The organism is Actinacidiphila sp. bgisy167, assembly GCF_965342175.1.
In the GTDB taxonomy this organism is placed as follows: Bacteria; Actinomycetota; Actinomycetes; order Streptomycetales; family Streptomycetaceae; genus Actinacidiphila.
On record NZ_CBDRBL010000071.1, the window covers coordinates 1 to 24,987 of the forward strand.

Genomic DNA, 24,987 nt, shown 5'->3' on the forward strand with positions numbered 1-24,987 from the left:
GTCGGTGACGCGTGGTCCTCTCCAAATCCCCACGGTGCGCGAGTGATTACTCCGGATGTGCCGGACCTCGAAACCCGTTCGCCCGCGCCCAGCGCACCACGTCTCGCAGATGCCCTCGCCGCGCGGCGAGGTCTTCTTTCTTATGGCTCCGCCGCAAGCAGGCGTCCATGAGGCGGGACGCGTCGCCGTCGCCCTCATGTCCGATCCCGGGGTTTCCCGTTCCTCAGGACCGGGCTTCGACCCGGCGAGCGTCGCGTGATACTTGCGCATCGTAACCCCCTCTGCCCTCAGGGGAAATGGTAGGGAAATGATGGCTCCCAGACAGCTGCTTTCACGAAATGCGCCGCCTTTCGCGGAGTGCGGCACGTACCCCTCAGGCCACCGGGTGGCGTGTGAATCCCCCGCCGGAGAACGCCTCTCGCCTCGATCTTGCATGAGGGCCCGTCAGCTTGCTGACGGGCCCGTTCGGCTTGTTCGGGGGCCGAGGTTCCTGCAGGCGGGCAGGCTGGTGGCCCGGCTGTCGCGTCGGGTGGGCGCCGGGTTCCACGGTTCCGGTCGGGGTGGTGATGCTCGTAGGGACGGGAAGTGGCTGGTCATCCTGGGTTTGGCAGGGCTGCGAGCCGTTGCAGGGCTTGGGTGATCACGCCTGTCCAGGGCCAGTGGGCCGCGAGGCGGAGGATGCGGCGCCGTCCGGTGGTGACGAGTTGTGCGGCGGCGGAGAACAGCCGGAGCCGCAGCCGCCGCGGTTCCCACCGACGGACGTCGCCGGTGAGGGCGACCATCGGCATCCAGGCGAGCAGGTCCAGAGCGATCTGGACGATCTCCAGCCAGATCTGATGTTGTGCGGCGTCGTGGAGGGGAAGGTTGCGCAGGCTGGTGGCCCGTGCCGCGCGGATGCGGTCCTCCGCTCTCGCGCGCTGGCGGTGTCGCAGTTCGAGTGCGGCGATCGGGGTGCCGGCGGTGTTGGTGGCGAACGCCGTCAGGCGCATGCGGTCGGCGTCGGTGATCCGCAACTGTGCGCCGGGGTGTGGCCGTTCCTTCCGGACGACCAGTCGCATCCCCTTCGGCCAGCCCTTGAGGCAGGCGCCGTCGAGTTCGGCGATCCAGACGCCGTCGCGGATGCCGCCGCCGGGTTCGACGGCCGGTGTCCAGGCCGATGCCGGAACCTTCAAGACGGCCTGGTGGATGGCATCCACCTCACCTGGCCCTGGACCGACGCCTTCGTCCTGGCCTGGAACCGGCTCACCGCCCTGCCACAGACAGCCTGACCAGCACGGACGCATCCCGGCGAGGACCAGGAAGGAGAAGGACCCCCAGTCTCCGGACCTGTGGAATCCGGCCAGCCGCAGCGACACGCGACGGCCCCACCGCCCACTGGAGGAGCAAACGGGGCGAAGTCACCACATCAGACAGCGCTGAATGATCGAGGTCAGGCACCCGCCGGGCGGCCACCTGCACCCCGGTTGATGGAGGTGGGACCCAAGACACGAGTGATGACTGTCACCACTCCGCGGCCGGACCGACTGTGGTGCGGCGATCTCTTAGATTATGATCATCATGCATCTGTAGGGCGAGAGGCGCCCTCGATGCAGTTATGTCCATTTATGAGCAAAAGGCGCATTATGTTCTCTTCAAGGCATTCCTTCTGGCTAAAGCGCGGACGGCTTTGGGCCGTCGCGCTGATCGCCGCATGCGCGGTGACGTTGGCAACCGGCTCCGAGGCGTTCGCGAGCGAACCCGGCGAAGGCAGCAGCTGGACTCCGGAGATCGCCAACCACACTCCGATCCAGTCGCGGGACACGTACTCGGAAGCGCGCAGCGACTCCGGGCGGCTCGTGGGGATCTACAGAGGGGAGTTCGACGACCACGTTTGGATTTCGGTCGACAACGAGACGCCCACATCCATCGGCTACGGCGCGAACACCTCGCAAACGACCACCGCACCGCGTGTCATATACTCCAATGGCTGGTTCTACGCTTTCCATACCGGTACTGATGGCAACATCTACTGGAGCCGCGTCGCATCGGGTTTCGCCGCCATAGGGGCCAGTTGGTCCGCCTGGGCGCCGATAACCGGCCAAAGGACGTATCAATCCGTATCGCTGGCGACCACGGCTTCAGGTCTGCTGATGGTGTACCGGGGCGCGAGTGACACGCGCATGTGGGCCTCCTGGCTGCCTGTGGGCTCCGTCAACTGGGCTCCCGCTCAGTACATGGGCTTCCAGAGCAACAGCGCCCCGACAGTGACGTTCAACCCGTACTGGCAGGCGTTCTACGCGGTGTTCCGAGGACTCAACGACGATCGGGTCTACTACGCCGAGCAGTACCTCGGGCAGAACTGGTGGACCAGTGCCTACCAGTTGCCCAGTATCCAGACGAACAGCTCTCCGGTCATCGCATCGGACCAGGCCGGCAACCTGCTCGTGACGGCGCGTGACTACTCTGGTCACCTGTGGCTCCAGTCCAGAGGCTATCTCGGCGACTGGGCTGGATGGCAGGCGGAGAACACGGGCTGGCAGACGAACGTCTCCCCCTTCCTCTCCGTCTACCGCGGCGTCATATACCTGCTCTTGACTGGTATGGACGCCGGAACCATCTACTGGAAGCCGGGCTACAGAGGCTAGCCTCAGTTTGCGTGAGGGTCCGTCAGCTTGCTGATGGGCCCTTTCGGCTTGTTCGGGGGCCGAGATTCCTGCAGGCGGGCAGGCTGGTGGCCCGGCTGTCGCGTCGGGTGGGCGCCGGGTTCCACGGCTCCGGTTCGGTGGTGATGCTCGTAGGGACAGGAAGTGGCTGGTCATCCTGGGTTCGGCAGGGCTGCGAGCCGTTGCAGGGCTTGGGTGATCACGCCTGTCCAGGGCCAGTGGGCCGCGAGGCGGAGGATGCGGCGCCGTCCGGTGGTGACGAGTTGTGCGGCGGCGGAGAACAGCCGGAGCCGCAGCCGCCGCGGTTCCCACCGACGGACGTCGCCGGTGAGGGCGACCATCGGCATCCAGGCGAGCAGGTCCAGAGCGATCTGGACGATCTCCAGCCAGATCTGATGTTGTGCGGCGTCGTGGAGGGGAAGGTTGCGCAGGCTGGTGGCCCGTGCCGCGCGGATGCGGTCCTCCGCTCTCGCGCGCTGGCGGTGTCGCAGTTCGAGTGCGGCGATCGGGGTGCCGGCGGTGTTGGTGGCGAACGCCGTCAGGCGCATGCGGTCGGCGTCGGTGATCCGCAACTGTGCGCCGGGGTGTGGCCGTTCCTTCCGGACGACCAGTCGCATCCCCTTCGGCCAGCCCTTGAGGCAGGCGCCGTCGAGTTCGGCGATCCAGACGCCGTCGCGGATGCCGCCGCCGGGTTCGACGGCCGGTGTCCAGGCCGATGCCGGAACCTTCAAGACGGCCTGGTGGATGGCATCGGTGATGGTCATGAGTCCTGCTTGTCGGAGTGCGCGATCACCAGCACTCCGTCCAGGTCCACGGTCACCTGCCCGGCCACGTCCGGCGCCGCCGCTGCCGCGGCCGTGGTCCTGGGTGCGGGCGCCGTCCTGGCCGCGCGCCGCCGCGCCGCCCGGCAGGGGTGATGGTTTCAGCCCGTCCCCGTGCCCCGCGAACCCGGTTGTTGCCCGCGGCAACGGACGTTGTCCCCGGCCGGTCGTGCTGATGGAATCGGCTGCCGGACGGTGAGCGGAGAGGCGCGACATGCTGGAGACGGTGGGGCTCACGGCCTCCGAGGCCGAGGTGTACCGGTTGCTGCTCGCCACCGAGTCGGCGTCCGCCGAGGAGATCTCCGCACGGACCGACCTCGGTCCCCCGGCGGTCGGGCGGCTGCTGCTCGCGCTGGAGGCCAAGGGACTGGCGTACGCGGTGGAGGAGTCGCCCGGCGCCTTCGCGGTGATTCCGCCTCAGGTCGCCCTCGTACCGCGGCTCCAGCGCCACGCGGAGGCGCTGGAGCAGGACCGGGCGATCGTGCTCGGACTGGTGGAGACCTACCGCCGCAGCGCCCGCTCCTGGGGAGCGGGCGAGGCGGTCGAGGTGATCAGCGGCGCGGCCGCGCTGCGGCAGCGTCTGCGGCAGCTCCAGGACGGCGCCCGCCACGAGATGCTGTGGTTCTGCAAGGCGCACTACGTGGCGATGCCCGCGGGGAGCAATCGTGAGGAGTACGACGCCCTGGGCCGCGGCGTGCTCTACCGGGTCCTGTACGAGCAGGCCTACTTCGACGACCCCGGGGCGGTCGACAACGTCGTCGCGGGGGTGCGGGCCGGCGAGGTCGCCCGGGCGGTGCCCCGGTTGCCGCTGCGGATGGCGGTGGCCGACCGCTCGGTGGCCGTCGTTCCGCTGCCCTCCGGCGGCGCGACTGCCGGTCTGGGGGCGCTCAAGACGGCGGTGGTGCGGGAGAGCAGCCTGCTGGAGGCGCTCATCGACCTGTTCCAGCACTACTGGGAGGTCGGCGCGCCGCTGCGGGTGACCGAGAAGGGGCGGATCGGCGGCGCGGGCCCGGAGGATCCCGCGGCACCGGCCGCGGAGGACCGGCACCTGCTCTCCCTGATGGTCGCCGGCATGACCGACGAGGCGATCGCGGGACAGCTGCGCGTGAGCAAGCGGACGGTCCAGCGCCGCATCCAGGGGCTGATGAACCTCGCGGGCGTCGCCACCCGCATGCAGCTGGGCTGGCACGCGGCCCGCCGCGACTGGCTCTGACGCGACGGGCTCCGAGGGGACAGGCGGCGCCGGGCCTTCGGACGGTTCCGTCCGGAGGCCCGGCGCCTGCGGCGCGACGTGGCTACTTCAGCAGATAGGCCTTGATCACGGTCTGCTTGAAGGAGTTGCCGTCCGCGTCCTTGACGAACGTACGCAGGCTGACCGACCCGCCCTCGACGTGGCGCGGGTGGTCGACGGTCACGGTGCGCTCGGTGCCGGAGCCGGTGGACTTGGCGGTCTGCCAGGTCCTGCCCTCGTCGAAGGAGACCTCGGCGGTGAAGGTGCGGATGGGCGTGTCGGCGGCGCCGACCGCGCGCTGGATCAGGACCGGGATGCGGAGCTTGTGCCCGGCCTCGGCCCGGTTCCACTCGTCCAGTTCCGGAGCCATGCGCACCGCGTACAGCGGCAGCGCCTGCCGCGCCTTCGGGGTCTGCGAACGGAACTGCCACTCGGCCCGCAGATGCGTGGAGACCAGGCTCGCCGGGGCGAGGTCGCGGTCCTGCTCGAGCGTCAGGCGGTAGTCGGCGGGCTTGGTGTCCTCCGGCACGGCGGCGTATCCGTAGAAGTACGGGACCTCTTCGCCGTTCCGCGTGAACGTGAACTTCTGCTCGCTGGAGGCATTCGTCATGGCCACCAGGCCCAGGTCGCCGTTGGCGGCTTCCTGGAGTGCGAAGTACATGTCGCCGCCCTCACGGTAGGTGTCCATACCTTCCGGGGAGAAGCCGACGCCCTGGACCGCCTGGTTCCAGTGCTCCTCGACCTTGGCCCCGGCCCGGTAGCCGTGGATGGTGCTCATGTAGGCCTGCCCGCGGGGGGCGTCCGCGTCGAAGAGGTCCGTCTGGTCGAAGGAGCTCTGCCAGCGCAGGCCGTCGGCCGACGAGAAGTAGTCGACCCGCCGGTCCGGGACCCGCAGGCCGCTGAGCGTCGGCATGCGGAACCGCTGGTCGTCGACGTACATGTAGACGTTGCGCGCCCCGGTGCTGTCCTTGGCGGTGGCAGCGAAGGTGGTGTTCACCGTGGTGAGTTCCGACCGGCGGGGCTCGTAGCCGGGATCGGCCGGGATGGACCCGTGCACCGGACGGGTCAGGTAGTAGACCGACGCGGGGTTCACGCCGCCGCCGGGGGCGGGCTCACCCCACGTGGAGCTGACCATGTAGGTGAACGCCGAGTCCTTGGACCGGGTCGTGGGCACCGCGTACACGTTCTCGATGTGGTCGTCGCCGACCGCTTCGTTCGCGGTGATGGACAGGAGGTGGTTCCCCAGACCGATGGTGCCGATCTCGCTGGTGATGATACGGGCCGTGCGGCTGGGGGCCGAGACCGTGACGGGCTTGGCCTTCCGGGCGTCGATGGTGACCGAGCGGTCGGCGGTCATGACGACCTGCGGCTCACCGACCACGGTGGCCTTCGTGAAGTCCCCCTCGAAGAAGAAGCCGCTCACCGAGTACGTGCCGACGGGCAGTCGCCGCGCGACGCTGTCCGTGCCGAACACCTCCACCTCGCGGGTCTGGCCGTCGGCGGAGCTGAAGAGCAGGTAGGCGTACTCGGGAGTCTTGCCCGCGCTGTTCTTCATGGTGACGCGGAGCTCGTGGGACGGCTGCTCCACGTCCATGCCGAGCGGTACGCGCACCGAGACCCCGCCGTCCGCGGTGGCCGCGCTCACCACGCCGCTGTAGGCGGCGTACTGCGTGCCGGCGGCCTCCGGGGTCGCGGTGACGGTGACGCCCGCCGTGCCGTGCGCGGGCACCGTGACGGTGTCGGCGCCGAGCCGGAACAGCCCCTCGGGAGCGGGGGTGTCCGCGATGCCGCGGCTCGCGTGCTGCGTCAGGCGGAGAGTGACGGGCGCGGCGCCGGAGTTGCGGTAGGTGATCGTCCTGGTCGCCGGCGGGCGCGTGCCGCCGGTCCACTTGACCAGACCGAAGTCCAGTCCGGCGGTGTCGGCGGTGACCTCCTGGTCGACCGCCCGGCCCACGTCCAGGCGCCCCGCGCCCTGGTAGTAGGCGCCGTGCTCCATGGCACCGTCGGTCGACTGCATCAGCTGGCGCTTGACCTGCTCCGCGGTCCAGTCGGGGTGCTGCTGGAACAGGATGGCCGCCGCGCCCGAGACGTGCGGCGTGGCCATCGAGGTGCCGCTCATCGCCACGTAGCCGTCGTCGGCGGTGGTGCCGCCGGCCATGGCGGCGACGACGTTCACGCCGGGGGCGATGAGGTCCGGCTTGAGGCCGGAGTCGCCCTCGCGGGGGCCGACGTTGCTGAAGCCGGCGCGGTCGTCGTCCTCTTGGGAGGCGCCGACGGCCAGAGCCCGGTCGGCGGAGGCCGGCGAGGCCACCCTGCTGCTGTCGCCGTCGTTGCCGGCCGCGGCCACGACCAGGGCGCCGTAGTCGCGGCTGACGGCGTCGACCATCGCCTCGACGGCGTCGGTCTCCGGGGTGTCGACGTCGCCCAGGCTCAGGCTGATCACCTTGGCGCCGCGCTGGGCGGCCCAGGCCAGACCCTCGATGATGTCGGAGTCCTCGCAGTTGCCGTCCCCCGTGCAGACCTTGCCGAGCAGGATCTGCGCACCGGGTGCCACGCCCTTGTACCGGCCGCCGGAGGCCGCGCCGGAGCCGGCGACGGTCGAGGCGACGTGGGTTCCGTGGCCCGCGAGGTCGTCGGTGTTCGGCTCGGTGGTGAAGTTCGCCGACTCCGTGACGACGCCCTTGAGGTCGGGGTGGTTGGGGTCGAAGCCCGTGTCCAGCACCGCGACCTTGACGCCCTTGCCCGTGTAGCCCTTCTCCCAGGCGTGCGGGGCTCCGATGTGCGGCACCGTGACGTCGAGCTGGACCTTGGCTCGGCCGTCCAGCCAGATCCGGCTGACGCCGGAACCGAGTGCCGTGACGCCGGCCTGACCGGGGGCGATGCCCTTCCAGAAATCCCCGGCATCCGCCTGGGGTTCGACGACGGACGCGAAGGACGTGCCCGCGATGGCGTCGACCTCGCCGGCCCCGGCCGCCGCGAGCCGGCGCTCGGCCGTGGCCGCGTCGCCCGTGTACTGGACGATCAGCGGCAGGCTCTTCCGCTCCGCGTACTTCCCCTTGACCAGGGCCGAGACGTTGAACAGCGCCCGGTCGAGGCGGTCAGCCGCGAGCAGGGGCAGCGCGTCGACGGGTATGACGGTCCAGTCGTCGCCGTCCTGGCGCTTGACGAACCTGATGTGCTCGCGCCCCTTGGCCGGCTCGACCAGGACGCTCTGCTTGCCCGTGGGGTCCGTGTCCAGCGTGACGCGGTCGCCCGTGATCAGGGTGACCTGCTGCTGCGTCAGGCCGTGTGCTCCGCTCCCCGCGGTTCCCCGTGCGCCCGGGTCGGCCTGCCGTGCGTCCGGGCCGAGGCCCTGGGCGACGCCGGGGGTGGCGGTCAGTCCGGCGAGGAGTGCCACGATCGCGGTGGCCGCCACGTGCCGCGGCCGGGGACGCGGGATCCCCGGCAGCCGCTTTTCGTTCACGTGTTTCATAAGAGAACAGCGTGACGCCAAGGCGTCACCTGGTCAGCACTTTTTGATGTCCGTCATACGACACGTCACTTTTGCGCCACGCCAAGGACACCGCGAAAGCGGTCATAACGTCGCGAAGCGGAAGGCCGGCTCGACGGTTGTCCCCCTGGGCCACCCGCGCACGCGGTGTCGCGATACGGCCTTGTCGGCAGCACACTGGGGGGCGGGCGGCAACCGAGGGGGCAGTCGTGACGAAGCAGACGTCGCAACAGCGCGCACAACTGAGCACGTCCGACCGGGCCGAGGTGCTGCGGCTGCTGGAACACGCCGTCGCCGGTGGGCGGGAGGGCCGCTCGGGCGAGGCGGAGGAGGCGCTGCGGCAGGCACGGGCGGCAGTGGACGAGATCGCGGCCGCGGCGGCCGCCGAGTACGCCGCGTACACCACCGCGGTGGTGGCGGAACGCGAGGGCCGCCGCTCCTCCCTGGCAACCCCGGCGCTGGTCACCGCGGTCGCCGCCGTCGCGGCGTGCGTGGCGGACCTCGGCTGGGGCACCCCGGTCCCCACGGCGCTGGGCGCGGGCGGCGTGGTGGCGCTCGCCGGGGCGGCCGTGACCACCGCCCTGACGACGGGCGGCGGCAGCACCCGGTCGAGGGAGCTGCGGCGAGCCTGGCTGGAGGCCGTGGAACAGCGCGGCGTGCGGCCGTTCCTGGAGCGCCGGCGCGCCGTACCGGCTCCCGCGAGGGCTCCTGTGAAGGCGCCGGCGAAGCGCCGCGCCGACCGCAGCGCCGCGGCCCGGGGGCGCAGCGTCCTGGAGCAGTCCTTCGCCCAGTTGCCCTCCACCCAGGGACCGTTCACCGGCCACCGGGACCCGCTGCGGCAGATCGCCCAGTGGGTGCGGCAGGCGCGGGTCTCCCCCGGCTCCGAGCCCGTCGTGGTCGTCCTGCACGGCCAGGCCGGTTCGGGCCGCACCACGCTCGCGGTGCGCGCCGCGCAGCAGCTGCGGGACCAGTTCCGCGGCGCCTGCGTCGTCGACCTGCGCGGCGCCGCCCCCGGCGAACGCCCGCTGCCCGTACGGGACGCGCTGCTGCACCTGCTCAACCGGCTCGGCGCGCCCCGCGAACACCTGCTGTTCCGTGAGCGCACCTCCCGGGAGCAGCACCTGCGGCGCCTGGCCGAGCAGTACCAGAAGCACCTCACCGGCGTGCCCGTCGTCATCGTCCTCGACGACGCCGCCGGGCCCGAGCAGGTGCGCGCCCTGATCCCGGAACGCTCCGACAGCCTCGTCCTGGTCACGGCGGCGCAGCCGCTCACCCTCGACGTACCGGCCCGCGTGTACGCCCTGCCGGTCGAACCGCTCGGGGCGGAGGCCTCGCGGGAGCTGCTGGCCGGACTCGCGCCCGGGGCGGTCACGGCCGGGGACGACGCCGACTCCATACGGCGGCTGTGCGGCGGGCTGCCGCTCGCGCTGCGCATCGCGGGCAGCGCCCTGCCCGAGCGGGGCGCGGAGCGGCTGGCGGCCGATCTGGCGGCGTACGGCCCCGTGGGCCCCGTCGACCGGGCACTGGCGCTGCGCTACCACGACCAGCCCGAGCCGGCCCGCCGGCTGCTGCGCCGGCTGGCGCTCGCCGGGCGGACCAGCCTCGGCGCGGCGGCCGCCGCGGCCCTGCTGGGGACAGAGGAGCAGGAGGCGGCCCGGCGGCTGGCCGAACTGGCCTCGGCCGGCCTCGTCGAGCACGTGCGCGGCAGCCGCTACCGGCTGCACGACCTCGTACGGCGCTTCGCCCACGCACGCCTGCTGGACGAGGAGGACCCGGCCGAGCGGGCGGCCGCCCAGGAACGGCTGATCCGCAGCTACGCCGAACTCGCGGACGCGGTCATCCGGCTCGTCGACGGCCGCACCTCGACCCGCGCCGACCGCTTCGGGCCGCAGGGTTTCCCGTCACTGGACCAGGCGCTGCGCTGGCTGGACGAGGAGTCGAGCTTCATCACCTCGGCACTGCGGCACTGCGAGGGCGTCGACCAGCGGGTGGTGCAGCACCTGCTCGGCGCGCTGTGCGACTACTGCCTGCTCCGCGGCGACCTGTACCGGCTCGGCGAGATCAGCGAGCTGGCCCAGGCGCACCGGCGGGAGGCGGACCAGTCGATGCTGGTCCGCTCGGTCCAGTGGCGCACCGGCATCGCCGCGCGGCAGCTCGGCGAGCTCGACAAGGCCCGCTCCACCCTCTCGTCGGTGGTCGACCTGTACTTCGAGGCCCACCACCCGGCGGGCGCCGCCCGGGCCCTGTGCAGCCTGGGCATCACCCTGCACCAGCAGGGCGGCCTGCGGGAGGCGGAGGCCAAGCTGCGGGAGGCCCTGGAGCTGCAGGCCGGGGACGAGCTGCGCGCCGACCGGGCCTGGACGCAGCACGCGCTGGCGGCGGTGCTGCGCGACGCCGGCCGGCCGGCGGAGGCACACGAGCTGCTGACCGGGTCCCTGGCCCTGCACCGGGAGAGCGAGAGCGTGCACGGCGAGGCCTGGGCGCACCTGCAGCTGGGCCAGCTGCTGCTGCGGCTCGGCGACGCGGAGGGCGGCGAACGGGAGCTGCGGGCCGCGGGGGACTGCTACGCGGCGACCCGCGACCCCCGCGGCGAGGCCTGGACCACCACCCAGCTCGGCCGGGCCCGCCTGCTGGGCGGGGACGCCGACGCCGCCTTGCACCTGATGCGCGAGGCGCTGGCCCGCCACCGCGCGAACGAGGACGCCCGCGGCGAGGCGTGGTCGCTGTACCACCTCGGCCAGGCCCTGGAGGAGGGCGGCGACCTGGACGGCGCGCTGCGGGCCCTGGAGCGCGCCCGCACCATGTTCAGCCGGATGCGGGACGTCTACGGACTGGCCTGCGCCCGCCACCACTCGGCCCGCGTCTCCCGCGACCAGCGGGCGGCGCGCACCGGCAACCTGCGCAACAGCGGCTTCGCCCGCCAGCTCCTGCAGGACGCCCGCGCGGACTTCCACCGCGTCGGGGCGCCGCACGGCGAGGGCTGGTCCTGCGTGGAGCTCGCCGTCATCGACGCCGGCAACGACCGGGTCCCGGCCGCGCTGGAGCTCCTCCGGGAGGCGGAGCGGCTCTTCGCCATCGTGGGCGACCGGCGCGGCCTGGCGTGGGCGGGGTTCCTGCGGTCCACGCTGGAGCCGCTGCTCAGCCGCGAGGGCGCCGCCGAGGCCCGTGCGCTGCTGGACCGGCTGACGGACGACGCGCACACGGGCCGCGACCCCGTGCTGCACGAGTACGCGGAGGCCTACGCCCTGCTCCTGGAGCGCGGCGTGGAGCCGGGCACCCCGTGGGAGGCCTGGCGGCTGGGCATGGTGCCGTCGCGCGGGGCGCGCGAGGTGCTGGACGTGCCGGTGGGGGGTTGAGGGCGCCGGGGGCGGGGCCTCCGGGGCCGGACATCGTGGACTGGCGTGTCCGCGTGTGTGCGGGCGGTACCGCCCGGCGCGTGATGTGGTGCGGACGGCCGACGGCGTGTCCACGTGTGTGCGGGCGGTACGCGTGGTGCCCCGGATGCCGCCCGCAGATGTGACGCACCGTCCGGAACATCCGCCCTCCCCGCCCTTCGGCCGGGGGGTGGGTGTTCTGGACGCTGACATGTGTGTGGTGCAGCAGGGACGGCACGAGAAACACCGCCCGCCCTGCACATGGACGTGCGGTCCGGAATGCCCACCCGCGCACCGCGCGCACCCCCGCGGGCACGCCGCATGGCGCGGCCACGGAAATGCCGTGGTCGCGGAGCGGGTCGCAGGTCCGGCCGGCGGCCGCACCTCCCCTCGCGCCCGGAGGGGGCCGCCGGGTGGCGCCTCAGCCCGTGCGGCCGGGGCCCTCGGCGGCGGCCGCCGCGGAGGGCCGCTCCGCCGGCTGCTCCTCGAAGTCGATCTTCTGGAACTGGCGGTTCATGTTCTTCATCAGCCACCACAGGGACAGGCCGATGAGGGCGAAGATGACGAAGCCGAGAAGGCCGGGCGTCACCTTGTCCTGGTCGAGGTCCTGGACGGCGAGGGGTACGAGCTGGGCTGCGGCCGTGCCGAGTGTCGCGTTCACGCGCTCAATTCTCCCGGATGCCCGCGAAGAGGTCGTCCTCGGGGAGGGAGGTGTCCACCCGGGACTTCGCGAGCTCGTAGTCCTCGGTGGGCCAGACCTCCTTCTGGAGCTCCATCGGGACGTGGAACCAGGAGCCGTCGGGGTCGATCTGGGTGGCGTGCGCGAGCAGCGCCTTGTCCCGGATCTCGAAGAAGTCCGCGCACGGCACGCGCGTGGTGATGTTGCGCTCCGGCCGGTCGGCGGTCTGCCAGCGCTCCAGCCACTCGCCGTACGGGGATTCCAGCCCCCGGGCGAGCAGCGCCTCGTGCAGGGCGACGGTGCGCTGCCGGTTGAAGCCCTGGTTGTAGTAGAGCTTCAGCGGCGTCCACGGCTCGCCGGCCTCGGGGTAGCGCTCGGGGTCGCCGGCGGCGTCGAAGGCGATCATCGAGATCTTGTGGGTCATGATGTGGTCGGGGTGCGGGTAGCCGCCGTTCTCGTCGTACGTGGTGATCACGTGCGGGCGGAACTCGCGGATCAGCTTCACCAGGGTCCCCGCGGCCTCGTCCACGTCCTGCAGGGCGAAGCAGCCCTCGGGCAGCGGGGGCAGCGGGTCGCCCTCGGGGAGTCCGGAGTCGACGTAGCCGAGCCAGGACTGCTGGACGCCGAGGATCTCGCGCGCCTCGTCCATCTCCTTGGCGCGGACCTCGTGGATGTGCTCCTCGATGTACGGGTCGCCCTGCAGTTTGGGGTTGAGCACGGAGCCGCGCTCGCCACCGGTGCAGGTCGCGACCAGGACGTCGACGCCCTCGGAGACGTAGCGGGCCATGGCGGCGGCGCCCTTGCTGGACTCGTCGTCGGGGTGTGCGTGCACGGCCATCAGCCGCAGCTGCTCGGTCAAGGTCGGATCCTCAGTCATGGGTCATGGGTAGCGGCTTCTATAGTGACCGAAGCGAGGGGCTGTTTGATTCCAAGGCGGGATTCCCCGGGCCCCGGGAGGACTGATGATGAGCGCGGTGCGCGACGGGCTGCCCGAGGGACGGTACGGGCGCGGTGCCGACGCCGACGCGCGCACGGACCGCAGGCTGCGGCTGGTCGGCGCGGTGCTCGGTGTCGTCCTGCTGCTGTTCGTCGGCTGGATCGGCTGGGACAAACTCGCCGGCACCGAGGTCAGCGCCGAGGTGATCAAGTTCCAGGTCGTCTCCGACCAGGAGGTCCAGGTCCACCTCGAGGTCCGCAAGGACGCCGGGGTCACCGCGGTGTGCACCCTGCGCTCGCTCGCCGAGGACCACGGCGAGGTCGGCCGCAAGGACGTGCGTCTGGCCCAGGACAGCAGTCGCGTGGACACCGTCGTCGCCATTCGCACCACCGGTCGCGGGACTTCCGCGGAACTGGTCGGCTGCGTGCCCGCCGCCTGATCCGACCTGCCCGGCCGTTCCCCTCTTGACCTGGGCCGATGGCGTCCCGATGATTTTCCTCTCGCCGATTGTCGGGGGGAATTGTTACGCTCGTGGTTTCGCCCTCCCGCGAAGACGCATCTTTCTGGGTAGGGCGTTCATTTGTAAGCAAGCGAGTTCGAGTACGACGAGGAGCACCTGTGACCCAGACCAGCGAGAACGTCACCTGGCTGACCCAGGAGGCGTACGACCAGCTCAAGGCCGAGCTGGAGCACCTGTCGGGTCCCGCACGCGCCGAGATCGTCGCCAAGATCGAGGAAGCCCGTCAGGAAGGCGATCTCAAGGAGAACGCCGGCTACCACGCGGCGCGCGAGGACCAGGGCAAGCTGGAGCTCCGGATCCGCCAGCTGACGCAGCTCCTGCAGCACGCCAAGGTGGGCGAGGCCCCGGCCGACAACGGCGTGGTGGCGCCCGGCATGGTCGTGACGATCGCCTTCGACGGCGACCCGGACGACACCCTGACGTTCCTGCTCGGCTCGCGTGAGTACGTCTCCTCCGATCTGGAGACCTACTCCCCGCAGTCCCCGCTCGGCTCGGGTGTGAACGGCAAGAAGGTCGGCGAGGACGCGACGTACGAGCTCCCGAACGGCAAGAAGGCGTCGGTGAGGATCCTCGACGCCAAGCCGCACAGCGGCTGACGCCACCCCAGGACGCGGACGAGCCCCCGGCCTTCCCGGCCGGGGGCTCGTCGCGTTCGTCGGGTTCGTCGCGCGGTCACGCAGGTCGCATGCTCACGCGGTCGCCGACCGGTACTTGCGCACCGCGAGGGTGCGGAAGACCAGGATGATGACGATCGACCACAGCACCGAGGCCAGCACCGGGTGCTGCATCGGCCAGACGTCCGGGGTCTGGTAGCCGGCCGGGAGGTTGCCGAACAGCTCCCGGCAGGCCAGCACGGTGGCGCTGAACGGGTTCCACTCGGCGATGTGCCGCAGCCAGGGAGTCATCAGGTTGGAGTCCACGAAGGCGTTCGAGATGAACGTCAGCGGGAACAGCCAGATCAGACCGCCGGAGGTGGCCGCCTCCGGGGTGCGGACCGACAGGCCGATGAGGGCGCCGATCCAGGAGAAGGCGTAGCCGAGCAGGAGCAGCAGGGCGAAGGCGGCGAGCGCCTTGGGCAGGCCCTCGTGGACGCGCCAGCCGACGAGCACGGCGACGATCGCCAGCACCACGACGGTGAGGGCCGTCTGCACCAGGTCGGCCAGGGTGCGGCCGGTGAGCACCGCGCCACGGGCCATCGGCAGCGAGCGGAAGCGGTCGATGAGGCCCTTGTGCATGTCGTCGGCGATGCCCGCGCCGGCGCCCGCGGTGGCGAACGTCACGGTCTGGGCGAAGATGCCCGCCATCAGGAACTCGCGGTAGAGCCCGGGGTCGGTGGAGCCGCCGACGTTCATGGAGCCGCCGAAGACGTAGCTGAACAGCACCACGAACATGATGGGCTGCACGAGGCCGAAGATCACGACCTCGGGGATGCGCAGCATGCGGATCAGATTGCGCCGGGCCACCACGAGCGAGTCGCGGACGGACTGCACGAGCGGGTTCGTGGTGCGCGGCGCGCTGGTGGAGACCGCGTCGGTCACCGTGGTCACTGGGACTCCTCTTCCTTCTCCTCGGCGGCGTGGCCGGTGAGGGACATGAACACATCGTCGAGCGTGGGCCGGCGCAGACCGATGTCGTCGATCTCGATGCCGCGGGTGTCGAGCTCGCGGATGACCTCGGCGAGCAGCTTCGCGCCGCCGGTGACCGGTACGGTGATCCGCCGGGTGTGGTCGTCGATGGCGGGCTCGCCCTTGCCGAAGCCGTTCAGCACCTCGGTGGCGGTCACCAGGTGCTCGCGGTCGTGGACGACGACCTCGACGCGCTCGCCGCCGGTGCGCGCCTTGAGCTCGTCCGAGGTGCCGCGGGCGATGACCTTGCCGTGGTCGATCACGCAGATGTCGTGGGCGAGGTGGTCGGCCTCCTCCAGATACTGCGTGGTGAGCAGCAGTGTGGTGCCGCCGGCGACCAGGTCCTGGATGACCTCCCACAGCGCGAGGCGGTTGCGGGGGTCGAGGCCGGTGGTCGGCTCGTCCATGAACATCACCGGCGGCCTGACGACCAGCGCGGCCGCCAGGTCGAGCCGGCGCCGCATGCCGCCGGAGTAGGTCTTGGCCGTGCGGTCGGCGGCCTCGGCGAGGTTGAAGCGCTCGAGCAGCTCCGTCGCGCGGGCCTTCGCGTCCCGGGCGGTCATCTGGTAGAGCTGGCCGACCATCTGCAGGTTCTCGCGGCCGGTGAGGTACTCGTCGACCGCGGCGAACTGACCGGACAGGCCGATCTTCCGGCGCACCTCGTTGGGGTTCTTCAGTACGTCCACGCCGGCCACGACGGCGCTGCCGCTGTCGGGCCGCAGCAGGGTGGTCAGAACGCGCACGGCGGTCGTCTTCCCGGCACCGTTGGGGCCGAGGAGGCCCAGGACGGTCCCTTCAGGGACGTCCAGGTCCACTCCGTCCAGTGCCCGTACGTCACCGAAGGTCTTCACCAGACCTTCGGCATGGATGGCGCCTGGCATGCGATGTCTCCGATTCGGGGCTTGGGGTGCATGGGGACTGTCGGGCGCGCGGCAGCGCACACCGATGCATCGCGAGCATCCCAGACGCGATATATCGCGTCAAGCGGATTTCTTCGAGCTCCGCCTCAGCGCCATCCCGCGTCCACGACACCCGACACCACCATGCCGCACCCCACTGACATTCCGGCCCGACAGCCTCAGAGCAGCACGTATCCCGCCGTCCGCAGCGCCTCCGCCACGGCCGCCCGGTGCTCGGGGCCGCGGGTCTCCAGTTGCAGCTCGACCTCCACCTCGGTCAGTCCCAGCCGCGGCTCGGTGCGCACGTGCCCGATGTCCAGCACGTTCGCGTCCGTCGCGGAAAGGATCCCCAGCAGCGCCGCCAGCGCCCCCGGCCGGTCCGTGAGCCGCAGGCGGAACGACATGTAGCGCCCGGCGGCCGCCATGCCGTGCCGCAGGACGCGCTCCATCAGCAGCGGGTCGACGTTGCCGCCGGACAGGACGGCGACCACCGGCCCGTCGAAGGCGTCCGGCCGCGCCAGCAGGGCCGCCACCGGACTCGCCCCGGCCGGCTCGACCACCAGCTTCGCGCGCTCCAGGCACAGCAGCAGCGCGCTGGACAGCTCGTCCTCGGTGACCGTGCGCACCTCGTCCACCAGGTCCCGCACGATCGCGAACGGCACCTCGCCCGGGCAGCCCACCTTGATCCCGTCCGCCATGGTGGCGACCGAGTCCAGCGCCACCGGACGCCCCACGGCCAGCGACGGCGGGTACGCGGCCGCGCCCGCCGCCTGCACCCCGACGACCCGCACGTCCGGACGCACCGACTTCACCGCCAGCGCCACACCGGCCGCGAGCCCTCCCCCGCCCATCCCCACGACGACCGTGCGCACCTCCGGGCACTGGTCCAGGATCTCCAGGCCCACCGTGCCCTGCCCGGCGACGATGTCAGGATGGTCGAAGGGGTGGATGAAGACCGCGCCCGTCTCCTCGGCGTACTCCTGGGCGGCGCGCAGCGTCTCGTCCACCACGTGCCCGTGCAACCGCACCACGGCCCCGTAGTCACGGGTCGCCGCGACCTTCGGCAGCGGGGCGCCGGACGGCATGAAGACGGTGGAGCGCACCCCGAGCAGCGACGCGGCCAGCGCCACGCCCTGCGCGTGGTTGCCGGCGCTCGCCGCGACCACGCCCGCCGCACGCTCCTCCGGCCGCAGCCCGGCGATCCGCACATACGCGCCGCGCACCTTGAACGAGCCGGTACGCTGCAGGTTCTCGCACTTCAGATGCACCGGGGCGGCCACCAGACGCGACAGGTACCGGCTGCCCTCCATGGGTGTCACGCGCGCCACACCGGACAGCATCTTGTGCGCGCCGCGCACATCGTCGATGGTGACAGGGGACGGCCGCGCGGCCGCCACCGTGCGGGTCGTGCGCCGGGCGTGATGTGCGGGACTTTCCATGCTCCCAGTCTCGCAGCAGCGCCCACCGGCCGGACGAGGCGAGCGAGCAGTTTTGCCCGGCGGGGTCCCGAGATGACGCTCTCCGCGTACTCTTCTCCCAACCTTCGCAGGACCGACAGAACGCGAGCTTCCGGCCATGCCCATTCCTCCCCCGGAGACCACGACCGACCTCCTGGAGCGCCTGCAGCACGAAGTGGCGCTCTTCGCCCGCCGAGCGGAACAGACGCGCCTCGGCGGCGTCGGCAAGGCCCGCAACTCCATGGACCGGGCCGCTTACCTGCTGCTCCACCGTCTGGACAACGAGGGCCCGATGGGCGTGAAGGCGCTCGCGGAGGGCATGGGGATCGACTCCTCCACCGTCACCCGGCAGGTCGCCCCGCTCGTGGACAGCGGCCTGGTCAAGCGCACTTCGCACCCCGAGGACGGGCGCGCGGTCGTGCTCGCGCTCTCCCCCCGCGGCCGTTCGCGCCTGGAAGAGGTCCGCGCGTCGCGGCAGCGGCTCATGGAGGTCGTCACAGCGGACTGGACCCAGCAGGAGCGCGAGTTGTTCACCGACCTCCTCGGCCGGTTCAACTCCTCACTGGTGCGGTACCACGCGTCCGTCTCGCAGGGAGACGAGCAGAACTCTTGACCTGAGGTCGCATCTGTCGTCCCCTGGCGCTGTGGGAGAGCGCCGGGAGGCAGCGGAGCGCCTGCGCGAGGCCGAGTTCGGGGCCTTCGTGGCGGGCGCGGCGGGGCGGTTGCTGCACATCGCCGTCCTGCTCACGGGGGACCGCACGGAGGCGGCCGAGCTGGTGTGCGCCGCGCTGCCGCGTACCTACGCGGACTGGTTCCGGATACGCGGCGAGGACCCCTATGTCTTCACCCGCGCCGAGCTCGTCCGCCGCTTCGCCCACCGGCCCTGGTGGCGGCGCCCCCGCGGCGGCGTGCTCGCCGGCCTCGACGCGCGGGAACGGCTGGTGATCGTGCTGCGGCTGTACGAGGGCCTCGCCGCGGAGCAGGCCGCCGCGGAGCTCGGCCTGCCGCCGGAGCGGGTGCGGGCGACGGCCCTGCGGGCCACCGCGACCCTGCACCGGCAGGCGGCCCACGGCGACGCGGCCCCCCGGGTGCGGGAGGCGGCGCCGTGAGCGCCTACGGGTACGGGGGGTTCAGGGGTTCCAGGGAGGACCAGGTCCGCCGGCTGCTCGACGGGCCGCACCCCGTCGTCCCCGCGGACCTCGCCCCGCGCGCCGCCGAACGAGGCCGCCGCGCCCTGGCCCGGCGCCGCGTGCTGCGCGCCGTGCTGTGGACGCTCCTCGTGGTGGGGGTTCTCGTCGCAGCCGTTCTGGCGGCAGTGTGGTGGCCGGAGCCGCGGGAGACGATCCCGGCCTACTGGTGAGCCCTGCGGAGGCCCCGCCCCCGGCCCCCCAAAAACCTGCTCGGCCCGCACCGAACGCGCCGGATGGGGGTCCCCCGGCCGAAGGCTGGGGAGGGAGGGAGGAAACCCACCCCCGCCACCACACACGCCCCACGCAAGCGGGGGCTACGCCCCCAGCGCCTGGCGCAGGTCCTCCAGCAGGTCGTCCACGGACTCGATCCCCACCGACAGCCGCACCAGATCCGCCGGCACCTCCAGCGCGGAGCCCGCCGCGGAGGCGTGCGTCATGCGGCCCGGATGCTCGATGAGGGACTCGACGCCGCCGAGGGACTCGCCCAGCGTGAACAGCCGCGCCCGGTTGCAGACCGCGACGGCCGCCTCCTCGCCGCCCGCGACGCGGAAGGACACCATGCCGCCGAACTGCTTCATCTGCTTGGCCGCGACGTCGTGGCCCGCGTGCTCGGGCAGCCCCGGGTAGAAGACCTGGGTGACCTTCGGGTGCAGCGACAGCAGCTCCGCGACCCTGGCCGCGTTCTCGCTGTGCCGGTCCATGCGGACGGCGAGGGTCTTGATGCCCCGCATCACCAGCCACGCGTCGAAGGGCCCGGCGACCGCGCCCATCGCGTTCTGGTGGTACGCGAGTTCCTCGCCGAGCCCCGCGTCGGCCGCGACCAGCGCGCCGCCGACCACGTCCGAGTGCCCGCCCATGTACTTGGTGGTGGAGTGCACGACGACGTCCGCGCCCAGGGCCAGCGGCTGCTGCAGGTAGGGGCTGGCGAAGGTGTTGTCGACGACGAGGCGGGCGTCCGCGCCGCGTGCGATGTCCGCGAGGGCCGCGATGTCGGTGATGCCGAGCAGCGGGTTGCTGGGCGTCTCGACCCAGATCAGCCGGGTCTCCGGGCGCAGCGCGGCCCGGACCGCCGCCGGGTCGGAGGTGTCGGCGACCGACCACCGCACGCCCCAGCGCTCGACGACCTTCGCGAAGAGCCGGAAGGTGCCGCCGTACGCGTCGTTGGGGATGACCACGTGGTCGCCGGGCCCCAGTACCGTGCGCAGCAGGCAGTCCTCGGCGGCCAGGCCGGACGCGAACGCCAGACCGCGGCGGCCGCCCTCGAGCGCCGCGAGGTTCTCCTCCAGGGCGGTGCGGGTGGGGTTCGCGGAACGGCTGTACTCGTAGCCGCCGCGCAGGCCGCCGACCCCGTCCTGCTTGTACGTGGAGACCTGGTAGATCGGCGTGACCACGGCGCCGGTCCGGGCGTCGGCCGGCTGGCCCGCGTGGATCGCGAGGGTCTCGAAGTTCTGGTGCTGCTGCTCGCTCATACCGCCGAGCGTAGTGCGGCAAGCACCTCCCGGTGGGCCGGGACGTGCCGGGCGGCCCCGCGTAGGCTTGCTCACCATGGAAGTCCTGTGGGTGCTGTACGGCGTTCTGCTGATCTCCGCGATCGTGCTGGTGCCCCGCTTGCTGCGCCGCCGCGGCGTGCGGGCCGTCACCGCGCTCGATCCCGCCCGCTACGGCTTCGTGCCCCGGGAGGAGATCGACATCCGGCTTCCCGGGCCGGACGACGAGCTGACCCATGCGCTGGCGGTGACCCAGCGCACCCAGGACTGGCGTGCGGTCGCCGCCCTCCTCAAGGGCACCCCGGCGGCGGGCGAGCTGCGCTGGCAGCGGGTGCAGACCCTGGCGGGCGCCGCGGCGGTCGAACTGGCGCAGTCCCCCGGCGCGGGCGCGGCGTGGCTGCGCACCTGGCGGGTCGAGGATGCCAAGGACGCCGGCGGGGCGGCCGTGCACGCGGCGTTCCTGGTGCAGCGGGCGCGGCGCGAGCCGGCCGGCTCCCCGGACGTGCCGATGATCCTCGAGGAGGCGCGCACGGTCGCCGACGAGGCCGCCCTGCTCGCCCCGGGCGACCCTGTGCCGTACATCGTCGCGCTCGCCGCCGACGCGGACTTCACCGCCGCCTGGGAGAAGGTCGTCGCCCGGGCCCCGCACCACATGGGCGCCCATCTGACCGCCCTCGCCCGCCTCCCCGAGGACGCCGCGCGCGACTTCGCCGAGCGGGCCGCCTCCTCCGCGCCCGAGGGCAGCCTGCTGCCGGCGCTGCCGCTCTTCGAGGTCTTCGCGCACCTGCCGGACGTCATCCTCGTGCGCGGCTTCTACGAGAGCGAGGTCGTCTCGCGCGCGATCGGCGGCGCTCTCTACGCGACCGAGCACGCCTCCCCCTCCGACGCGGTGCTGCCCGTGGTGCGGCACCTGCTGGCGGCCTTCCTGCTGCGCGCGGAGCGCTTCGCGGAGGCCGTCGAGCAGTTCCGCGCCGTCGACGGCTACGCGGGCGCGGCTCCCTGGTCGTACGAGCCCGACCCGGCCGCCGCCTACACCGCCCACCGAGCGCTGGCCCTCGCCGGACAGGAGCGGCACTCCGAGCACGGCCGCGCCCGGTGACACCGGCTGGCCCCTGCGGCTCTGCGCGTGGACGGCTACGCGGGCGCCGGCACCGGGGCCGTCACGCGGCCGGTGCCGGGCCGCTGCTCGCGCGCACCTTGAGTTCGGGGCCGAGCAGGCGGACCTCCTCCGTCGCGCTGCCGGCCAGCTTGGCGATGACGAGCTCGACCGCGTGCCGGCCCATCTGCTGCGCGGGGATGGCGACCGAGGTCAGCTGCGGGGCGGCCTGGGTGGCCACCTGGTCGGGGCAGACGGCGACGACGGAGACGTCCTCGGGCACGGCGCGGCCCTGCTGGCGCAGGAGCGCGAGGAGGGGGGCGATGGCGGACTCGTTCTGGACGACGAGTGCGGTGGTGTCCGGCCGCTCCTCGAAGATGCGGGAGAGCGTGCCGGCGGTGGACTCGTAACTGCCCTCGCAGGGGCGGTGGATGAGCCGGATCCCGCGCTCGGCGGCGCGGGCGCGCAGGCCCTGGAGGGTACGCTCGGCGAAGCCGGTGTGGCGCTGGTAGACCGCGGCGGCCTCGCCGACGACGGCGACAAAGCGGTGGCCGAGGTCGGCCAGGTGGTCAGCGCACAGCGCGCCGGTGGCGACGAAGTCGAGGTCCACGCAGGTGAGTCCGGTGGTGTCGGCGGGCAGCCCGACGAGCACGGCGGGCCGGTCCCCGGCGCGCAGCAGCGGGATGCGCTCGTCCTCCAGCTCGACGTCCATGACGATCATGGCGTCGGCGAGTCCGCTGGCCGCCACGCGGCGGACCGCGGTGGGCCCTTCCTCGCCGGTGAGCAGGAGTACGTCGTGGCCGTGGCGGCGGGCCGTCGTGGCGACCGCCATCGCGATCTCCATCATCACGGGGACGTACATGTCCGTACGGAGCGGCACCATGAGGGCGATGATGTTCGAGCGGCTGCTGGCGAGAGCTCGCGCTCCGGCGTGCGGGTGGTAGCCGAGTTCCTTGATGCTCCGTTCGACCCGCCGGCGCGTCTCCTCCGAGATCGAGCGTTTGCCGCTCAGCACGTACGAGACGGTACTGGCGGAGACCCCCGCGTGGCGGGCTACCTCGGCGAGTGTGACCATCCGGATCTCCGTCATTCCGCAGAGTGTCGAAGCGCTTCGACACAAGGCTAACGGAGATCGTCAAGGTCTGTCCAGGACATATGTCGAAGCGCTTCGACAGGAGCGCCCTCGATCGCCGCACCCCTCACACGCTACACACCTCGCGAAGCGGCCCGTACGGGGACGGCAGCGGTCCCGCCCGCGTCTGGCGGAGTTCCGGGATGAACAGGCCGAGGCATGCGGGACCTTCACCGGGGAGCCGACGAGGCCCGGCCGGCACGGGCCCGCGTCCGATCGCCCGGCCGGCCGCGCCTCGACTCTCGCGTTCCCATCCGTCGGCGGACGGCCGCCCCTTCGCCCCTGCGCGCCCGGTGTCCGCTCCCACTCGAGCGCGGTCGACGGCGCTCGGGGCCGCCCCGGCGCAGGGCCCGTCGGGCGTCACGGGCAAAGGGCAAGCGCCCTGGCGCCGCGCGGATCACGAGCGTCCCCACCGGTGACGGCTCCACCGCCGGCCCCGAGGCCGGGCCGCCGGCCCGGAACGAAATCCTCCGTTTCGGGCCGGTAGCCCGCTTTTGTACGCGTCGCGTCACAATCCCCGCCCCACCGCTCAGATGTTCGCCGAACGACTGCCAGGATGTGCCGGATCCCATTCCACCAACCCATGGAGTTGCGTTGAGACTCGGCATCACGAGGGCTCACCGGCTCGGAGCCGCGGTCCTGGCCTCCGGCGCCCTCGTCGTCGCGGCACCGCTGGCCGCTCCCGCGTACGCGGCGCCCGCGCCGCCGACGGTGACCGCCAAGGGCGCCTACCTGCTGGACAACACGGCCAACAAGAAGCTGTGGAGCAAGGGCGCGGACACCCGGCGGCAGATGGCCAGCACCACCAAGGTGATGACGGCCGTCACGGTCCTCGGCACGGCGAAACTCGACCTGAACAAGAAGGTCACCATCAAGAAGGACTACCGGTCCTACGTGACCCGCAACGGCGCCAGCACCGCCGACCTGAAGACCGGGGACAAGGTCACCGTCAAGCAGCTGCTCTACGCGATGATGCTGCCCTCCGGCTGCGACGCGGCGATGGCGCTGGCCGACACCTACGGCACCGGCACGACCGTCTCGGCGCGCACCAAGTCGTTCATCGCGAAGATGAACAGCAACGCCGTCAAACTGGGCCTGAAGAACACCAGGTACGACTCCTTCGACGGCATATCGGCGGCCGGCAAGAACTACACCACGCCCCGCGACGCCGCCGTCCTGGCCCGCAAGGCGATGAGCTACAGCACCTTCCGCGGGATCGTGAAGTCCCAGAAGACGGTGCAGAAGGCCACCAACGGCCGCACATACACCTGGTACAACACCAACAAGCTGCTGGGCTCCTACAGCGGCGCCGTCGGCGTCAAGACCGGCACCGGCACCTCCGCGGGCCCGTGCCTGATCTTCGCCGCCACCCGCAACGGCCGCACGATCATCGGCGTCGTCCTCCACAGCAGCTCGGGCAACGCGCGTTTCACGGACGCGACGAAGATGCTCAACTACGCTTTCAAGACCAGCAGTTCCTCAGCCGCGGGCACCCTGAAGCTGCGCAAGCTCCCGGCCGGCGCGCAGAGCGACTGACCGGCCCCTTTGCCCGGAAGGTCCCCGGTGTCCCCAGGCAGGCCCGGGGGCCTTCCGCCTTCCCGGCGCGATGCGCCGGCGGCCGCCTCAGGCCGCGGGGGTCCGCTCGGTGACGGTGACGCGGCCCTGCCTGATGGTGGCGACCCGGGTGGCGCGCCGGGCGACGGCGGAGTCGTGGGTGACCATCACGAAGGTCAGTTTGTGCTCCTTCCATAGCCCTTCCAGCAGGACGAGGATCTCGTCGCGGGTGCCCTCGTCCAGGGCGCCGGTGGGCTCGTCCGCGAGCAGCACCTTGGGGCGCTTGACCAGGGCCCGGGCGATCGCCACGCGCTGCTGCTGACCGCCCGACAACTCGCCCGGCAGATGGTGCAGCCGGTCGCCGAGGCCGACGGAGGCGAGGGCCTCGGCGGCGCGGGTACGGCGTTCCGAGCTCCTGACGCCCAGCGGGACGAGGGCGGTCTCGACGTTCTCCTGCGCGGTCAGGGTCGGGATCAGGTTGAAGCTCTGGAAGATGATGCCGATGTTCTGCGACCTGACGCGGGTCAGCCGGGCCTCGCTCAGCCGGGACAGGTCGACGCCGTCCAGCTCCACCGAGCCCTCGGTCGGGCGGTCGAGGCCCCCGAGCATCTGCAGCAGCGTCGACTTGCCGCCGCCGGTCGGGCCCTGGACGACGAGCTGGTCGCCGTCCTCGATCACGAGGTCGACGCCGCGCAGCGCGTCCACGGCCTCCTTGCCGCGTGAGTAGCGCTTGGTGACGCCGCTGAGCTGGTACATCAGGGGACTCCTGAAGTCGTGAGGGGAGGGGCGGGGGCCGCGCACGCCAGGGGGAAGGAGCGGAACGCGGCCCCCGGTCCGGGGGGCGGATACGGCG

The 24,987-nt window shown here is 72.2% G+C and carries 19 protein-coding genes and 2 pseudogenes; 10 read left to right on the forward strand and 11 right to left on the reverse strand.

What is annotated here, in order from left to right:
- Positions 1 to 593: 593 nt before the first annotated feature.
- Positions 594 to 1,193: pseudogene (locus tag ACRWND_RS23510) on the reverse strand (transposase); the annotation flags it as partial.
- 429 nt (positions 1,194 to 1,622) lie between these two features.
- Here ACRWND_RS23510 and ACRWND_RS23515 point away from each other — a divergent pair.
- Positions 1,623 to 2,624, forward strand: a complete 1,002-nt coding sequence (locus ACRWND_RS23515; protein WP_431952584.1) for a hypothetical protein — start codon at positions 1,623 to 1,625, stop codon at positions 2,622 to 2,624.
- Positions 2,625 to 2,794: 170 nt separating this feature from the next.
- Here ACRWND_RS23515 and ACRWND_RS23520 read toward each other — a convergent pair.
- Positions 2,795 to 3,406 (reverse strand): annotated as a pseudogene (locus ACRWND_RS23520) (transposase); the annotation flags it as partial.
- Between the two features lie 271 nt (positions 3,407 to 3,677).
- On the opposite strand from ACRWND_RS23520, the gene ACRWND_RS23525 reads away from it, so the two are divergent.
- The gene (locus ACRWND_RS23525; RefSeq protein ID WP_431952586.1) at positions 3,678 to 4,676 is read left to right on the forward strand and encodes a helix-turn-helix domain-containing protein; all 999 of its coding nucleotides are present in this window, start codon (positions 3,678 to 3,680) and stop codon (positions 4,674 to 4,676) included.
- Positions 4,677 to 4,758: 82 nt separating this feature from the next.
- On the opposite strand, the gene ACRWND_RS23530 is transcribed toward ACRWND_RS23525, so the two are convergent.
- The gene (locus ACRWND_RS23530) at positions 4,759 to 8,157 is read right to left on the reverse strand and encodes a S8 family peptidase (protein ID WP_431952588.1); all 3,399 of its coding nucleotides are present in this window, start codon (positions 8,155 to 8,157) and stop codon (positions 4,759 to 4,761) included.
- A 269-nt stretch (positions 8,158 to 8,426) separates the two neighbouring features.
- On the opposite strand from ACRWND_RS23530, the gene ACRWND_RS23535 reads away from it, so the two are divergent.
- The gene (locus ACRWND_RS23535) at positions 8,427 to 11,540 is read left to right on the forward strand and encodes a tetratricopeptide repeat protein (protein WP_431952625.1); all 3,114 of its coding nucleotides are present in this window, start codon (positions 8,427 to 8,429) and stop codon (positions 11,538 to 11,540) included.
- A 439-nt stretch (positions 11,541 to 11,979) separates the two neighbouring features.
- Here ACRWND_RS23535 and ACRWND_RS23540 read toward each other — a convergent pair whose 3' ends face one another.
- Positions 11,980 to 12,219: a hypothetical protein gene (locus ACRWND_RS23540; protein WP_431952590.1), complete on the reverse strand. Its 240-nt coding sequence runs from the start codon at positions 12,217 to 12,219 to the stop codon at positions 11,980 to 11,982.
- A gap of 4 nt (positions 12,220 to 12,223) precedes the next feature.
- Positions 12,224 to 13,096, reverse strand: coding sequence for a mycothiol conjugate amidase Mca (mca, locus tag ACRWND_RS23545; protein WP_431952627.1), 873 nt, complete (start codon positions 13,094 to 13,096; stop codon positions 12,224 to 12,226).
- A gap of 106 nt (positions 13,097 to 13,202) precedes the next feature.
- Between mca and ACRWND_RS23550 the strand changes: the two genes are divergently transcribed.
- Together ACRWND_RS23550 and greA are read left to right on the forward strand one after the other, a co-directional pair.
- Entirely contained in the window at positions 13,203 to 13,613 is a 411-nt protein-coding gene (locus ACRWND_RS23550) for a DUF4307 domain-containing protein (protein WP_431952629.1), read from the forward strand.
- A 179-nt stretch (positions 13,614 to 13,792) separates the two neighbouring features.
- Entirely contained in the window at positions 13,793 to 14,290 is a 498-nt protein-coding gene (gene greA / locus ACRWND_RS23555; RefSeq protein WP_431952592.1) for a transcription elongation factor GreA, read from the forward strand.
- 93 nt (positions 14,291 to 14,383) lie between these two features.
- Here the strand turns inward: greA and ACRWND_RS23560 are convergent, their stop codons facing one another.
- The 3 genes from ACRWND_RS23560 to ilvA all read right to left on the reverse strand — a co-directional run bounded on the left by ACRWND_RS23560 (position 14,384) and on the right by ilvA (position 17,558).
- Positions 14,384 to 15,241 carry an ABC transporter permease gene (locus tag ACRWND_RS23560; RefSeq protein WP_431952594.1) on the reverse strand — a complete coding sequence of 286 codons (858 nt, stop codon included), beginning with the start codon at positions 15,239 to 15,241 and terminating at the stop codon, positions 14,384 to 14,386.
- Complete coding sequence (locus ACRWND_RS23565; RefSeq protein ID WP_431952596.1) at positions 15,238 to 16,200, reverse strand: ATP-binding cassette domain-containing protein; 963 nt, start codon at positions 16,198 to 16,200, stop codon at positions 15,238 to 15,240. The genes ACRWND_RS23560 and ACRWND_RS23565 overlap by 4 nt, the downstream gene beginning before the upstream one ends.
- A 197-nt stretch (positions 16,201 to 16,397) precedes the next feature.
- Complete coding sequence (gene ilvA / locus ACRWND_RS23570) at positions 16,398 to 17,558, reverse strand: threonine ammonia-lyase (protein ID WP_431952631.1); 1,161 nt, start codon at positions 17,556 to 17,558, stop codon at positions 16,398 to 16,400.
- A gap of 235 nt (positions 17,559 to 17,793) precedes the next feature.
- Here ilvA and ACRWND_RS23575 point away from each other — a divergent pair, with 235 nt between their 5' ends.
- The 3 genes from ACRWND_RS23575 to ACRWND_RS23585 are packed head-to-tail and all read left to right on the forward strand — an operon-like array spanning position 17,794 to position 19,035.
- On the forward strand, positions 17,794 to 18,288 hold the full coding sequence (locus ACRWND_RS23575) for a MarR family winged helix-turn-helix transcriptional regulator (protein WP_431952598.1): 495 nt from the start codon (positions 17,794 to 17,796) through the stop codon (positions 18,286 to 18,288).
- Positions 18,289 to 18,319: 31 nt separating this feature from the next.
- Positions 18,320 to 18,784, forward strand: a complete 465-nt coding sequence (locus ACRWND_RS23580; protein ID WP_431952600.1) for a sigma factor-like helix-turn-helix DNA-binding protein — start codon at positions 18,320 to 18,322, stop codon at positions 18,782 to 18,784.
- Positions 18,781 to 19,035 carry a hypothetical protein gene (locus ACRWND_RS23585; RefSeq protein ID WP_431952602.1) on the forward strand — a complete coding sequence of 85 codons (255 nt, stop codon included), beginning with the start codon at positions 18,781 to 18,783 and terminating at the stop codon, positions 19,033 to 19,035. Before ACRWND_RS23580 ends, ACRWND_RS23585 begins: the two co-directional genes overlap by 4 nt.
- Before the next feature lie 144 nt (positions 19,036 to 19,179).
- Here the strand turns inward: ACRWND_RS23585 and ACRWND_RS23590 are convergent, their stop codons facing one another.
- Positions 19,180 to 20,334, reverse strand: a complete 1,155-nt coding sequence (locus tag ACRWND_RS23590) for a cystathionine gamma-synthase (protein WP_431952604.1) — start codon at positions 20,332 to 20,334, stop codon at positions 19,180 to 19,182.
- A 76-nt stretch (positions 20,335 to 20,410) separates the two neighbouring features.
- Here ACRWND_RS23590 and ACRWND_RS23595 point away from each other — a divergent pair, with 76 nt between their 5' ends.
- Positions 20,411 to 21,451 (forward strand): hypothetical protein, encoded by a 1,041-nt coding sequence (locus tag ACRWND_RS23595; protein WP_431952606.1) that lies wholly within the window; start codon positions 20,411 to 20,413, stop codon positions 21,449 to 21,451.
- 61 nt (positions 21,452 to 21,512) lie between these two features.
- On the opposite strand, the gene ACRWND_RS23600 is transcribed toward ACRWND_RS23595, so the two are convergent.
- A complete protein-coding gene (locus ACRWND_RS23600; RefSeq protein ID WP_431952633.1) occupies positions 21,513 to 22,523 on the reverse strand; it encodes a LacI family DNA-binding transcriptional regulator in 1,011 nt (336 codons plus the stop codon).
- 651 nt (positions 22,524 to 23,174) lie between these two features.
- Between ACRWND_RS23600 and ACRWND_RS23605 the strand changes: the two genes are divergently transcribed.
- Complete coding sequence (locus ACRWND_RS23605; RefSeq protein WP_431952608.1) at positions 23,175 to 24,116, forward strand: D-alanyl-D-alanine carboxypeptidase family protein; 942 nt, start codon at positions 23,175 to 23,177, stop codon at positions 24,114 to 24,116.
- A gap of 87 nt (positions 24,117 to 24,203) precedes the next feature.
- On the opposite strand, the gene ACRWND_RS23610 is transcribed toward ACRWND_RS23605, so the two are convergent.
- The gene (locus ACRWND_RS23610) at positions 24,204 to 24,890 is read right to left on the reverse strand and encodes an ABC transporter ATP-binding protein (RefSeq protein ID WP_431952610.1); all 687 of its coding nucleotides are present in this window, start codon (positions 24,888 to 24,890) and stop codon (positions 24,204 to 24,206) included.
- Positions 24,891 to 24,987 lie beyond the last annotated feature (97 nt).